The organism is Polynucleobacter sp. AP-Kaivos-20-H2, assembly GCF_018882215.1.
GTDB lineage: Bacteria > Pseudomonadota > Gammaproteobacteria > Burkholderiales > Burkholderiaceae > Polynucleobacter.
In genome coordinates this window covers 524,248-536,862 of record NZ_JACVOX010000002.1, presented here as the reverse complement: position 1 = coordinate 536,862, position 12,615 = coordinate 524,248, and the positions used below count along the sequence as shown (strand labels likewise).

General features: G+C 47.2%; 12 protein-coding genes. 7 read left to right on the top strand and 5 right to left on the bottom strand.

Features of this window, described 5'->3' with window-relative positions; all coding sequences use genetic code 11:
* Genes ICE89_RS07090 through mtgA form a run of 4 tightly spaced genes read left to right on the top strand, consistent with a single transcriptional unit; the run spans position 1 to position 4,623 of the window.
* Complete coding sequence (locus tag ICE89_RS07090) at positions 1–2,025, top strand: ribonuclease catalytic domain-containing protein (RefSeq protein ID WP_216265394.1); 2,025 nt, start codon at positions 1–3, stop codon at positions 2,023–2,025.
* On the top strand, positions 2,009–2,896 hold the full coding sequence (locus ICE89_RS07085; RefSeq protein ID WP_216265393.1) for an energy transducer TonB: 888 nt from the start codon (positions 2,009–2,011) through the stop codon (positions 2,894–2,896). The genes ICE89_RS07090 and ICE89_RS07085 overlap by 17 nt, the downstream gene beginning before the upstream one ends.
* 56 nt (positions 2,897–2,952) lie before the next feature.
* On the top strand, positions 2,953–3,858 hold the full coding sequence (gene aroE / locus ICE89_RS07080) for a shikimate dehydrogenase (RefSeq protein WP_216265392.1): 906 nt from the start codon (positions 2,953–2,955) through the stop codon (positions 3,856–3,858).
* A 9-nt stretch (positions 3,859–3,867) separates the two neighbouring features.
* A complete protein-coding gene (gene mtgA, locus ICE89_RS07075) occupies positions 3,868–4,623 on the top strand; it encodes a monofunctional biosynthetic peptidoglycan transglycosylase (protein ID WP_216265391.1) in 756 nt (251 codons plus the stop codon).
* Positions 4,624–4,636: 13 nt separating this feature from the next.
* On the opposite strand, the gene pyrF is transcribed toward mtgA, so the two are convergent.
* Complete coding sequence (pyrF, locus tag ICE89_RS07070; RefSeq protein WP_216265390.1) at positions 4,637–5,482, bottom strand: orotidine-5'-phosphate decarboxylase; 846 nt, start codon at positions 5,480–5,482, stop codon at positions 4,637–4,639.
* 73 nt (positions 5,483–5,555) lie between these two features.
* Here pyrF and corA point away from each other — a divergent pair, with 73 nt between their 5' ends.
* The gene (gene corA / locus ICE89_RS07065; protein ID WP_216263406.1) at positions 5,556–6,521 is read left to right on the top strand and encodes a magnesium/cobalt transporter CorA; all 966 of its coding nucleotides are present in this window, start codon (positions 5,556–5,558) and stop codon (positions 6,519–6,521) included.
* A 20-nt stretch (positions 6,522–6,541) separates the two neighbouring features.
* Here the strand turns inward: corA and ICE89_RS07060 are convergent, their stop codons facing one another.
* Genes ICE89_RS07060 through thiL form a run of 3 tightly spaced genes read right to left on the bottom strand, consistent with a single transcriptional unit; the run spans position 6,542 to position 8,603 of the window.
* Positions 6,542–7,021 (bottom strand): CinA family protein, encoded by a 480-nt coding sequence (locus ICE89_RS07060; RefSeq protein ID WP_216265389.1) that lies wholly within the window; start codon positions 7,019–7,021, stop codon positions 6,542–6,544.
* Entirely contained in the window at positions 7,021–7,584 is a 564-nt protein-coding gene (locus tag ICE89_RS07055) for a phosphatidylglycerophosphatase A (RefSeq protein WP_255558743.1), read from the bottom strand. Before ICE89_RS07055 ends, ICE89_RS07060 begins: the two co-directional genes overlap by 1 nt.
* Positions 7,581–8,603 (bottom strand): thiamine-phosphate kinase, encoded by a 1,023-nt coding sequence (thiL, locus tag ICE89_RS07050; protein WP_216265388.1) that lies wholly within the window; start codon positions 8,601–8,603, stop codon positions 7,581–7,583. The genes ICE89_RS07055 and thiL overlap by 4 nt, the downstream gene beginning before the upstream one ends.
* A gap of 105 nt (positions 8,604–8,708) precedes the next feature.
* Between thiL and ICE89_RS07045 the strand changes: the two genes are divergently transcribed.
* Both ICE89_RS07045 and ICE89_RS07040 read left to right on the top strand, forming a co-directional pair.
* Positions 8,709–11,030 carry an NADP-dependent malic enzyme gene (locus tag ICE89_RS07045; protein ID WP_216265387.1) on the top strand — a complete coding sequence of 774 codons (2,322 nt, stop codon included), beginning with the start codon at positions 8,709–8,711 and terminating at the stop codon, positions 11,028–11,030.
* Positions 11,031–11,158: 128 nt separating this feature from the next.
* Positions 11,159–11,779: a barstar family protein gene (locus ICE89_RS07040; RefSeq protein WP_215321414.1), complete on the top strand. Its 621-nt coding sequence runs from the start codon at positions 11,159–11,161 to the stop codon at positions 11,777–11,779.
* Between the two features lie 33 nt (positions 11,780–11,812).
* Here ICE89_RS07040 and ICE89_RS07035 read toward each other — a convergent pair whose 3' ends face one another.
* The gene (locus ICE89_RS07035; protein ID WP_216265386.1) at positions 11,813–12,574 is read right to left on the bottom strand and encodes a 16S rRNA (uracil(1498)-N(3))-methyltransferase; all 762 of its coding nucleotides are present in this window, start codon (positions 12,572–12,574) and stop codon (positions 11,813–11,815) included.
* Positions 12,575–12,615: the final 41 nt, after the last annotated feature.

The window sequence follows — 12,615 nt, the reverse complement described above, 5'->3', positions numbered from 1 at the left end:
ATGAATCTTTTATACGAAGAAGGTGGCGATATTAAGATCGCCACAGTCCAGTCTGCCTCAGGAGTTGGTGATGCAGAGTCTTGGCAAGCAACCAGTCTGTCTGGAAAAAAGATCAAACTCAAATCCAAGGAAGTGTGGCTGCGTTTTGAAAAGCCTGAAGCTCAAAAGGCTATGGATGAAGCCAGCACACTCACTGCCGATATTGATTTGCAGTTCCTTTGGGACTGTGCACCTGATGAAGAGTTTGGCTTGGTTGATGTGGCGCATGAGTACTTTGGCTCACAAGCTAGTATTCCGCAGCAAGTTGCTCTGGCAATTGCCTTGCAAGGTGCGCCAGTATTTTTCCGTCGCAAGGGGCGTGGACGGTTTCAGAGAGCTCCACTAGAGCAGTTACAGGCTGGTTTGGCTGCTTTAGATCGCAAGCAAAAAGAGCTCGAACAGCAATCCATTTGGCAGCAAGAGTTGGTTGCTGGTACCTTCCCTGAAGTGCTGAAGTCTTCAGCCAAGCAATTACTTTTCTCGCCCGATAAAAATACCTCTGCCTATAAGGCATTGATCGCAGCCTGCACTGAAACCGGGGAGTCTCCGGCGCAGCTGATGATTCGCTGTGGCGCAATTGACTCACCTTTAGCGTATCACCAGGGCTTGTTCCTAAAGGCACATTTTCCGAATGGAGCGGATCACAACCTTGCTATCGGAGTTGATCAAGCGGCATATGCATCTGCTATTGCTGAGCTGCCGCTTGCTCAGGTGCAGGCATTCTCCATTGATGATTCGGGCACTACAGAGATTGATGATGCTCTATCCGTTACGGTAATCGAGGGTGGGCATCGAGTAGGTATTCACATCGCCGCTCCTGGATTGGTCATTGCAAAAGATGATCCATTAGATCTAGCCGCACGCAATCGCATGTCCACGGTGTACTTTCCGGGTGACAAAATTACAATGCTGCCCGATTCAGTAATTGAGCAATTTTCATTAGATGAGGGTATGCCTAGACCAGCCCTATCAATCTATGTTGATATTGATGCTGAGGGTATTGTCAATAGATCGAGTTTGCAGATGCGTGCTGAGATGGTGCCGATGGCTGCCAATTTGCGCCTGGAAAATATTGAGCATCTCGTAAGCGAAGAGAGTCTGCTGGATGAGGGTTCTAAATATCCTTATCGCAAAGAGCTGGCGACTCTATGGCAAACGGCTAAACATCTGCATGCAGGGCGTCAAGAGAAGCGCATATCAAATGGTTTGCGTGCTGAGCAGTTAGGGGTCATAGATCCAAATGCCCTGGCAAGAGACTTTCATTTTCAGATTCAAGATGTTGATGGGGTGCAGCGCGTAGAAATCATGCCACGTCAACGCGGTTCTATTTTGGATACGATCGTTGCTGAGTGGATGATTTTCTGTAATAGCGCCTCAGGACAGCTTCTAGCAGATCATGGTCTTCCTGGATTATTCAGAACTCAAAAGGGTTGGGGTCCATTGCGTACCCGGATGCAAACCACTCCTGGACCTCATGAGGGTCTTGGTTTGGACTATTACGCCTGGTGTACATCTCCTTTACGTCGATATTCTGATTTGGTGAATCAGTGGCAATTAATTGCGCTGGCAAAGCATGGTGTCACTGCCAAGATGGTTGCCCCTTTCCCGCCGAGAGACGCTACCTTGATGGGTATTGCTGCTGACTTTGAATCTTGCTATCAAGCTTATGGCGAGTTTCAGGATCGCTTGGAAAAGTATTGGTGTTTACGTTGGATCACTCAAGACGGTGATTCGAAAACAGTGCATGCGCACCATTTAAAAGAGGGTATGTCCAGAGTGGAGTTAGTACCTCTAAATCTACCTATCCCTGAATTGGCAACCCATCCGCGCATGACCCGTGCGGAAGTGGTGATCGCAGATGTAGATTTGCTGCAGCTAAGTGCCGGAGTTCGTGTATTGGAGATCGAAGTTAAGGTCGACGCTCCTGAAAAGGCTGTAGAGCAGGGGCCATCAGAAAATTCTGAAGAAGATGCTAGCCCAGATTAAATCGCTAGAGTTTCCATGCCCCCAAAGGCTTGGCAAGGCTTTGCGTTATTTACGCAGCGCCTGGAATCGCTACCCATTCCGATTTGCCTTGTGCGCTTCGATACTGATTCATATTCTCTTTTTATCTTTCCGTTGGGGTGTGGGAGAGATCCAGAATCGCAGACTCAATACCCCGCTGAGCGTGGTTTTAGTAAACGCCAGCAATAAAACGCCACCTCAAAAAGCAAATAAGTTGGCGCAGGCTGATTTGCAGGGTGGCGGCAAAACAGAAACTCAAGATGCCACAGCAATGCACCGCGCCAGATTGGGAGCTGAAGCTAGGCTTGAGGTTTTAGAAAAGCAGCAAAAGCAAATGCTCGCTAAGCTAGATGAGCAGCGCACTCTTTCAGGTGGTCGAAAAAGTGGCGACGAACAAAAAATTACTCCCCAATTAAATTCTTTAGAGGCTGAGTTAGCTAAACGCTTACAGGCTGATGGCAAAGAGCCTAGACGTAAGGTATTGACTGGAGCCAATACCAAAGCAGTCACGTTTGCGCATTATTACGATGCGATGCGTCAGAAGATTGAAGCTTACGGTAGTGCTTTTTTCCCAAGGGCGAATGGACGCCCTTTGTACGGTAGTCTAGTGATTGTTGTCAGTGTTGATAACCAAGGCAGAATTACTACAAATGCTCAAGGCAAGGATGGGCTCTCGATTGGACGTAGTTCTGGCAATCCCGAGTTAGACCGCCAAGCGCTGGCAATTGTGAGAGCCTCCGCACCATTTGGCCCTTTTCCTTCAGAAATGCGCAATCAAATCGATGTCTTAGATTGGATCTCTACCTTTGAGTTCACGCGTGATGGTGTGGATCGTCTAGAGCTACGCCATTAATACTATTTAAAAAGTTTACTAACTCAGCTTACAAATTAGCTTATTCTGTAGTCATCATGAGCTCTACTGATACCGCCTCCCTACACACCGATCCAAGCCTTTTTGCTGGCGTGGATGTCTATGCGGTTGCGGGTAATCCGATTTCTCACAGCAAGTCCCCAGCAATACACCAACGCTTTGCGCAACAAGCAAAGCAACTAATGCACTATGGCCGTCTTCAGCCGGATATAGACTCATTTGCTCAAGCAGCGCAATCTTTTTTTGCTGCGGGTGGTAAAGGCATGAATGTCACTGTGCCTTTCAAGCTTGATGCTCAAAATCTGGCTGATGTATTAACACCACGCGCTCAATTGGCTGGTGCCGTCAACACTTTGTGGAAGACGGAAGGTAAAATTTTTGGTGACAATACCGACGGTGCTGGTCTAGTGCGCGATTTACTGGCTCAAGGTATCGCACTAAATAGCGCTCGCATTTTATTGGTCGGTGCTGGTGGGGCCGCTCGTGGTGTGATTGGCCCTTTGCTGGAGCAATCTCCTAAGTCCCTTATCATTGCCAATCGTTCCAACAAAAAGGCGGATGAGTTGGTTAAGCTATTTGCAGATTTAGCCGGCTCTAAGGAGGTAGCGCTAGAGTCGCGTACTTTGGCGGATTTGGAGGATGTTGCAAAAACTCAGCACCCATTTGATTTGGTCATTAACGCTACTGCTGCTGGTTTAGCCGATGAGTCCCCATTGACGCCCGAAGCGGTAGCTAATATTTTTGTGCCCAGCTCTTTCGCCTATGACATGGTTTACGGCAAAACTACTGCCTTCATGCAGCAGGCCTTACAACGAGGTGCGCGCGTGAGTGATGGTCTTGGAATGTTGGTTGAGCAAGCGGCTGATGCATTCTTGCTATGGCGGGGCGCGCAATTAGGGAGTGCAATTGACCCCCGCGCAGTCTTAGCAAAGTTACGCAGTTAATTTGCCCTGATGCGCTGGCTTCTATATCCAGTGAAGTGTTTGCTTGCAGGGTTTATCGCCATGCAAATCTTTTTCGCCCTGCAGATTGCTTTATGGATGAGCTTAGATCCCAGTAGTACTGCGTTTCAGAGGTCTGAGCGTTGGCGCTTATGTACTTGGCATTGGACCTGTCCGGTGCAGTCTCATTGGGTGCCTTATGACAAGATCTCGAACAATCTCAAGCGCGCTGTTTTAGTCAGTGAAGACGATATCTTCTTTCAACACAAGGGTGTGCGAGTTGAGGATATGCAAAAAGCCTGGCAGAAAAATCAACAGCAGAATCGGCAAAAAACCCAAGCAGGCAATAAATCCAAAATAGCGTTACGGGGTGGATCTACGATTACTCAGCAATTAGCAAAAAATTTATTTCTCTCTTCGGAGCAACATTATTTGCGCAAGGGCCAGGAGCTCATCATCACCGGGCTTTTGGAATTAATACTTTCTAAGCAGAGATTATTTGAGATTTATCTCAATTTAGTAGAGTGTGGTGAAGGCATTTTTGGAGTTGGTGCTGCCTCTCAGCATTATTTCGCTACAAGTCCAGCAGCCCTGAATCGGGACCAAGCTGCCGCTCTAGCTTCAGCGCTCCCAGCGCCAAAGTGTTTTGACAAGCAGCAGTATTGCCGTCGAGGAAGTATTAACTATTCCGCTCGCCAAGAATTTGTCTTAGAAAACATGGATAGAGTTGCCTTGGCCCCTTACCCAAAGAGCGGTTCGGGTAAATAATTTTTTTACTTAACTATTTGTTTGCAGCAGCTCGAAGTGCATCCCGAGTACTCATGGCAACAACTCTAGCTGCTTCAGCAAAATCAGCGCCTGAGCTGGCATACAGAATCGCTCGGGAAGAATTGATGATCATCCCTGTCCCTGGTTTACCGGTTATTTTTCCTGCGCTGACAGTGGCATCAATATCACCACCTTGAGCCCCTATCCCTGGAATCAATAAGGGCATATCACCAACAATGGCGCGTACCTTGGCAATTTCTTCTGGGAAAGTAGCGCCGACTACTAGGCTGATCTGATCAGAACTATTCCACTGTTGTGCAGCCAGCTTAGCCACATGCAGATAAAGAGACTCGCCATTGGGCCCCACATTCAGAAACTGCAAATCTGACCCGCCAGGGTTGGATGTGCGGCAGAGGACAATAACTCCTTTGCCTGTGTACTTTAGGTAGGGTTCAATCGTATCAAAGCCCATGTATGGATTAACGGTCACAGCATCAGCGCCGTAGCGAGCAAAGGCCTCCAAGGCGTAATGGTCAGCAGTACTGCCAATATCTCCTCGTTTGGAATCCAGGATGACTGGGATGTGTGGGTATTTATCTTTGAGGTGCTTGACCAGTTTTTCTAGTTGAGCCTCTGCTCTTTGGGAGGCAAAGTAAGCAAATTGAGGCTTGAAGGCGCAGACCAAATCTGCGGTCGCATCAGCAATTTCTCGGCAGAACTCATAGATGCCTTCGGCATTCCCTTGTAGGGAGGAGGGCAAACGCTTTGGGTCTGGGTCAAAACCAACGCACAGCATGCTGCCTTGGGAAGCCCATGCGGACTGGAGTTGCTGGTTAAAGGTATTTGAGCGAGAGTTCATTGGTTTTAGCTTATTTTAGTGAAACTGTCATGTCCTATAGGATAAACTAGCGCACATTCCTTAGGAGTTCACCATGATCAACTTGTTCGTCCTGCAAAATGGCCGCCTCTCTCAAGAGCAAGTCGAAGATCGCAATGAATTGTTGCAATATGCCAATCCTATCTGGATTGATGTGGTTGATCCAGAAGAAGAGGAATTAATTTGGATTAAAGAGGCATTTGGCGTACTTTTGCCTGAGTTAGATGACTTGGGTGACTTAGAAGCATCTGCGCGTTATTTTGAAGCAGATGATGGCCACCTCCACATCCGTACTGATTTCTTATTGGATGAAGAAGAAACCTCTCGCAACGTTCGAGTAGCGTTTGTTCTGACCAAGCAAGTATTGTTCTCAATTCATGACGAAGATTTGCCAGTGTTCCGTTTAGTTCGCTTGCGTGCCCGTTTGCGTCCTGGTTCAGTGAGCAATGCAAAAGATGTGTTACTAGATTTGTACTCAACCGATGCTGAGTATTCTGCCGATGCTTTGGAAGAGGTTTATGAAAACCTGGAGCAAGCTGGTAAACGAGTACTTTCTGACAGTATTAATGATGCTGATGCTGCAGAGGTCTTAGAGACTATTGCCAAGGAAGAGGATACCAATGGACGCATTCGTCGTAATGTGATGGATACCCGCAGAGCCTTATCCTTTCTCATGCGCAGCAAGTTACTCTCTGATGAGCAGCAAGAGGAAGCGCGTCAAATTTTGCGCGATATTGACTCCCTGGAAAACCATACTGCTTTCTTATTCGATAAGATCAACTTCTTGATGGATGCTACCGTCGGTTTCATTAACTTGAACCAATCCAAGATCATCAAGATCTTCTCGGTGGTATCCGTAGCCTTAATGCCGCCAACCTTGCTTGCCAGTATTTGGGGAATGAATTACAAGCACATGCCTGAGCTAGATGCCACTTGGGGTTATCCAATGGCAATTGTTGCAATGGTAATTTCAGCAATCATCCCTCTTTGGTATTTCCATAGCAAAGGATGGATGAAGTAATTGGCGGCCTAGATTTGCGCTTAACTTCTGAGTAGTGCGATTAACTCAGTCAGTGCAAATTCGGTTGCTTGCTGCCTTACTGCTTGACGATCACCGTCAAAATGCATGGTTTTAGTGAGGGTTTGATTTTCAGTCGCCCAGCCAAAACAGACTGTACCTACGGGCTTCTCAGTAGTCCCGCCTGAAGGGCCGGCAATCCCAGTGATAGAAATAGCCACATCACTTCCCGAATTGATCCGCGCACCTTCGGCCATGGCTTTGGCCACTGGCTCGCTGACAGCCCCATGGGACTCAATTAACTGGGCTGGGACGTCCAGGCACTCCGTTTTTGCTTCATTGCTGTAAGTGATATAGCCACGTTCAAACCACTCACTTGAGCCTGCAAGTTCAGTCAAGCTGGCAGATACAAGACCACCAGTACAAGATTCTGCGAGCGACACTATCCAATTTCTGGAAAGCAAAATCTCGGCTAAGGTTTTGGTGAGATCAATTGAGTTCATTATCTAATGAGAAACTGTATCAAGGCTACTGCAAGCAGCGTACAAAAGGCGGCGGCAAGATCATCCACCACAATTCCAAATCCCCGCCAAATAATTTGCAAGAAGCTTGATCGCTGAGCGCTATCACTCGAAGTATTTTTAAAGTGACGATCAATCATGCCAATAGGGCCTGGTTTGATGGCATCAAAAAATCGGAATAGCGCAAAAGCAATCAACTGCATCCCAATATTAGCTGGCATGATGAAGATAAGCACCAGCCAGAACGCGACGATTTCATCCCAAACAATACCGCCAAAATCTTTTTTACCCAGATCTTCGCTGACATGGCCGCAGATCCAGCAGCCGAGCAACATGCCGCCACCAATGATCCAGAGAAAGTCTGCCGTGCTGAAAAAGTATTCGCCTATTAGAAATGCAGCCCAGGCCCAGAGGGTGCCCGCAGTGCCTGGAGCTATAGGGCTTAACCCACTTCCAAAGCCAAAGGCAATAGTACGACTAGCGGTTTTAAAAACCCATTTGAAGTTTGGTTTCACTTCTGCGGAATGCTCAACATTAGTCATCATGCGAAGTGGTCAAATGAGTTGAGGAAAGAGGCTGCTTGTAAACCACTCAGGAGGGCTCCTGATGCGTCTATTAAATATACCCTTGCCTGATCATCTTTTTTCGGAAGTATTTTTCCAATGAGCGTTAGTGGCAAGTTAAGTGACTTACCAATCTCCTGTATTTTTTTCTGCTGGCTTGATGGTGCAGTAAAGCAAAGCTCATAATCATCACCACCGCATGCAGCAAATAAATTTTGAATAGAAGATTCTTGTTTTTTCAAGATGCTCGATTTTGGTAATTGATCCAGATGAATTTGCGCATCAACTTGTGATTGCTTCAAGATGTGGCGTAAATCACCTAACAAGCCATCAGAGATATCTAAAGCTGCGCTCGCCACATTTCTCAGTTGAATGCCTAATTCAATGCGCGGTTTTGGTTGATGCATACGGTTTTCGATTCTTTGTAAATCTTCACTGGATAGATTTATTTCATGACGCAGTGCAGCAAGAGTAAGTCTGGCATCTCCAACCGTACCCGAGACCCAAACGTCATCACCCATCTTTGCTTCAGATCTGCGAATAGCATTCCCGGCAGGGATGCTGCCAAAGGCGGTGATAGAGATGGTGAGGGGGCCTGCAGTGGTATCTCCGCCGATAAGGGGGCAGGAATACTCCTTAGCAATGGCAAAAAGCCCTTTAGAGAAAGCTTCCAGCCAGACTTCATCTACTTTTGGTAAAGCGATTGCCAAGGTAAAGCCCAGCGGACTTGCCCCCATGGCAGCTAAGTCTGAAAGGTTGACTGCTAGGGCTTTGCGGGCTAATAGGGCAGGATCAGCGCCTGCAAAAAAGTGCCTGCCCTCAACCAGCATATCGCTAGTAATGGCTATTTCTTCATTCGCTGGTGGCTTGATCAGGGCGCAGTCATCACCAATACCCAAGGCAATGCCTTGATCCACATTGGTGCGCAATGCATCCGCACCCGTTTTGAAAAAACGCTCAATGAGATCAAATTCCCCAAGGGATTTAGAGTGAGAAGACATACCCCATTTTATGGTGGTTATGGGGTGAATGTCCGAGAGGAATAGAATTGAAGTCTTATAAGTCTTAGATAAACGAAGATAAGACAGAACTTAGCGAGTTAGTGGATGAGCAAAGAAAATAATAAAGAGCAACAAATTGCAGCCTTAAGAGAGGCAGCGCTTCAGTACCACGAGTTTCCGACTCCGGGAAAAATTGAAATTGCCCCAACAAAACAATTAACCAATCAGCGAGACTTAGCGCTCGCATATACGCCTGGTGTGGCAGCCCCTTGCGAAGAGATTGTGAAAGATCCTGCAAATGCATTCAAGTACACAGCACGTGGAAATTTAGTTGGCGTTATTACGAACGGTACAGCCGTTTTAGGTTTGGGAAATATTGGACCGCTGGCAAGTAAGCCAGTGATGGAAGGTAAAGCAGTTCTCTTTAAGAAGTTTGCTGGCATTGACGTTTTCGATATTGAAGTGAATGAAAACGATCCCGATAAATTAGTAGAAATTATTGCGGCACTAGAGCCAACTTTTGGCGGCATTAATTTAGAAGATATTAAAGCGCCCGATTGCTTTGTCGTTGAGCGTAAGTTGCAAGCTCGCATGAAGATTCCAGTCTTCCACGATGATCAGCACGGTACAGCGATTGTGGTTGCAGCCGCCATCCTCAATGGCTTGAAGGTGGTTGGCAAAAAAGTAGAAGAAGTGAAGTTAGTTACTTCAGGAGCGGGCGCTGCTGCGCTAGCCTGTTTAGACCTATTGGTTGATTTAGGTATTCAGCGTAAAAATATTTGGGTTACTGACTTGGCTGGAGTTGCATACAAGGGCCGTAAAGAGTTGATGGATCCTGAGAAGGAGCCATTCTGCCAAGAGACGGATCTGCGCACGCTTGATCAAGCGATTGAAGGTGCAGATATTTTCTTAGGTCTTTCCGCTGGCGGTGTGCTTAAGCAAGACATGGTGAAGAAGATGGCGCCAAAGCCATTAGTTTATGCCTTGGCAAACCCAACCCCAGAAATCTTGCCTGAAGAAGTAAAAGCGGTTCGTCCAGATGCAGTGATGGCAACAGGTCGTACTGATTATCCGAACCAAGTGAATAACGTTTTGTGTTTCCCGTTCATCTTCCGCGGTGCATTAGATGTGGGTGCAACAACGATTACCCGTGGCATGGAAGTCGCAGCGGTCAAGGCTGTAGCGGAATTGGCTCAAGCAGAACAGAGCGAAGTGGTGGCGTCTGTTTACGGTCTCGATAACTTATCCTTTGGCCCAGAGTATTTAATTCCGAAGCCATTCGATCCTCGCCTCATTACTGTGATTGCTCCTGCAGTTGCTAAGGCGGCGATGGATGATGGTGTAGCTCTACGTCCAATTAAAGATTTCGATGCCTATCGCAATCAGTTGCAGCAATTCGTGTACCACTCAGGTACTTTGATGAAGCCACTCTTTAGCATTGCTAAACGTGTACCAGCAAATCAAAAACGTATTGTGTTCGCTGAGGGTGAAGATGAGCGTGTATTGCGTGCAGTGCAGATCATCATTGATGAGCATCTTGCAACCCCAATTCTGATTGGTCGCCCAGCGGTGATCGAACATCGTATTGAGAAGTTTGGCCTGCGCATGAAAGCGGGCGATGACTTTGAAATTGTGAATCCAGAGAATGATTCACGCTTCCGTGATTTCTGGCAAACCTACCTTGGACTCACAGAGCGTAAGGGCGTAACTCAGTCGTTTGCTAAGTTGGAAGTGCGTCGCCGCAACAGCTTGATTGGAAGCTTGTTGATTCAAAAAGGCATGGCCGATGGCATGATCTCCGGCACGGTCGGCAATATCGCTACGCACTTGAAATATATTGATGAAGTGATTGGGCATGAGCCTGGTGCAAATGTATATGGTGCGATGTCAGGTTTGATCCTTCCGGGTCGCCAAGTATTTTTAGTGGACACCCATATCAATCTTGATCCTACTGCTGAACAGTTAGCAGACCTCACTCTCATGGCGGCAAGCGAAATGAGAAAGCTAGGGCTAGCGCCTAAAGTTGCGCTTCTGTCCCATTCGAATTTTGGTTCTAGCAACGCCCCTTCCGCAGTCAAAATGCGCGAAGTATTGGCATTGCTTCAGAAGGCGGATCCAACTTTAGAGGTTGATGGAGAGATGCATGGCGATAGCGCTTTAGATGCAAGCATTCGTGAAGGTGCAGTATCTTCGTCTTCACTGAAGGGTGATGCCAATCTATTGGTTTTGCCAAACATTGATGCAGCAAATATTTCTTACAACTTGCTAAAAACAGCAGCAGGCAATGGCATTGCAATCGGCCCGTTGTTGCTGGGTGTTGCTAAGCCAATTCACATCCTCACTCCGGCCGCAACTGTGCGCCGTATTGTGAATGTGACAACTTTGGCGGTTGTAGAGGCAGCAAGTAACGCCAGAGGCATTTCTTAAGAATTGGTAATTTATGTAAGTTAGTAATAACTTACATAAATTATTTCTATATAAATCAGTGCTTTACATAAAATGCACTGTATTTGGGCTTGATTTGATGGCGTGTTACGGGTAACCTAGCACCCATCATGAATAATCGCTCTGAAAACAGCAATACAGCCAGCTTCGATGAACATAGCCGTGCTGAAAGTTGGGATAGCAATGATCGACTGGAAACCGAATCATCCGCTGCCAACATTTATGCCGAAGGCGGTTTATCTCGTTTACAAACCTATGCAGCAAATCAAGTTTCGGGGAAAAAAGTGACAGCTTCTTGGCGTGCCGCTTTGGCCGTTCGCGATGCCGGACCGCCGGCAATGTTGCGCAGTGTGCGCCCTAATATCGTTCAATCCATTCGCGCTTTCCGCACTCCTGATTTGCAGGAAGCGGCAACTGAATTGGGTCAACACTTCATTTATGCCAATTGCGCAAATGCAATGACTAAAGGTGAGGTTTTGGAATCTATTGCTATTGCTTACTCATTTACTAAGCAGCAGGCAAAAAATTACGATCCTTTGTTAGATGCTTTGACAACTACCGTAGACAAGTCTGGTCCACAACCTGGATTTGTAGTGGTGCTCGAAGGACTGCCTTGCACTCAGAAGTTCGACAAAGAAGCTCGTGAAACGCTTTTAGATGTTTTCCGCGATGCCGTTGATTTCTGGGCAGAGCGCCGCACTCCATACCGCGTCTTCTATTCTTTTGCTTAACCGCTAAAGTCCTGCAAGCCTTATAAATCGCCTCTATTTGAGGCGATTTTGCATTTCAGGATTCCATATGCTGTGTACGGCTGTAATAGCCACTACACCCGCTGTTTCTGTTCTGAGTACCCGCTCCCCCAGTGAAACCAATTGATAGCCTGCTGCTTGCGCTTGCGCCTCTTCTTCAGGCGAATGACCGCCTTCAGGGCCGATCATTAAGACGATATCTTGTGGATCATTTTCAAAGAGTACTGAATACAGGCTTTTCGACGCATCAGGACTGAGTAGTAGTTTGAGTGCGGGTTTTGGAGTCGCTATTAAATAACTTTCAAAAGTTTGAATGGGCTCTAGGCTGGTAAAGACGGTGCGGTCGCATTGTTCGCATGCAGCTTGAATAATCCCTTCCCAGTGAGCTAGACGCTTTTGACCGCGTTCTTGGTCGCTAGAGCGGGTGAGTTTGAGGATGGAGCGCTCGCATTGCAATGGGGCAATATTTTGGGCGCCAGTTTCTACCGCTTTTTCAACAATCCAGTCCATTTTGTCGCCACCAGCCAATCCCTGGGCCAAAGTAATGGCATATGGGGTCTCACGATGGGTGTCGGTGCGGATATCCGTTAGCTGGACTTGACCCGTTTTCCCACTCAAAGAGAGGAGCTCACCCTTGGCAACTTGCCCCTTTCCATCAAATACGGGGAAAAATTCCCCTACTTGGACGCGTCTAACGCGCAAATGGTGGGCAACCTCTGGGGTGAGGGCGGTTGGCTTTTGGGATTCCCATGGTCCGGGAAGATAAAATTGAGGCATTACTGAAATATAGCCAATTAATTTTCCAGAGACCACTTTTA

What these genes read in the sequence shown, in the direction of transcription:
- thiL (WP_216265388.1), bottom strand. Translation starts at nt 8,603, where the DNA reads ATGTCTTCTCACTCTAAATCCCTTGGGGAATTTGATCTCATTGAGCGT.
- ICE89_RS07035 (WP_216265386.1), bottom strand. Translation starts at nt 12,574, where the DNA reads ATGCCTCAATTTTATCTTCCCGGACCATGGGAATCCCAAAAGCCAACC.
- ICE89_RS07040 (WP_215321414.1), top strand. Translation starts at nt 11,159, where the DNA reads ATGAATAATCGCTCTGAAAACAGCAATACAGCCAGCTTCGATGAACAT.
- mtgA (WP_216265391.1), top strand. Translation starts at nt 3,868, where the DNA reads ATGCGCTGGCTTCTATATCCAGTGAAGTGTTTGCTTGCAGGGTTTATC.
- pyrF (WP_216265390.1), bottom strand. Translation starts at nt 5,482, where the DNA reads ATGAACTCTCGCTCAAATACCTTTAACCAGCAACTCCAGTCCGCATGG.
- ICE89_RS07045 (WP_216265387.1), top strand. Translation starts at nt 8,709, where the DNA reads ATGAGCAAAGAAAATAATAAAGAGCAACAAATTGCAGCCTTAAGAGAG.
- aroE (WP_216265392.1), top strand. Translation starts at nt 2,953, where the DNA reads ATGAGCTCTACTGATACCGCCTCCCTACACACCGATCCAAGCCTTTTT.
- ICE89_RS07085 (WP_216265393.1), top strand. Translation starts at nt 2,009, where the DNA reads ATGCTAGCCCAGATTAAATCGCTAGAGTTTCCATGCCCCCAAAGGCTT.
- corA (WP_216263406.1), top strand. Translation starts at nt 5,556, where the DNA reads ATGATCAACTTGTTCGTCCTGCAAAATGGCCGCCTCTCTCAAGAGCAA.
- ICE89_RS07090 (WP_216265394.1), top strand. Translation starts at nt 1, where the DNA reads ATGAATCTTTTATACGAAGAAGGTGGCGATATTAAGATCGCCACAGTC.
- ICE89_RS07060 (WP_216265389.1), bottom strand. Translation starts at nt 7,021, where the DNA reads ATGAACTCAATTGATCTCACCAAAACCTTAGCCGAGATTTTGCTTTCC.
- ICE89_RS07055 (WP_255558743.1), bottom strand. Translation starts at nt 7,584, where the DNA reads ATGATGACTAATGTTGAGCATTCCGCAGAAGTGAAACCAAACTTCAAA.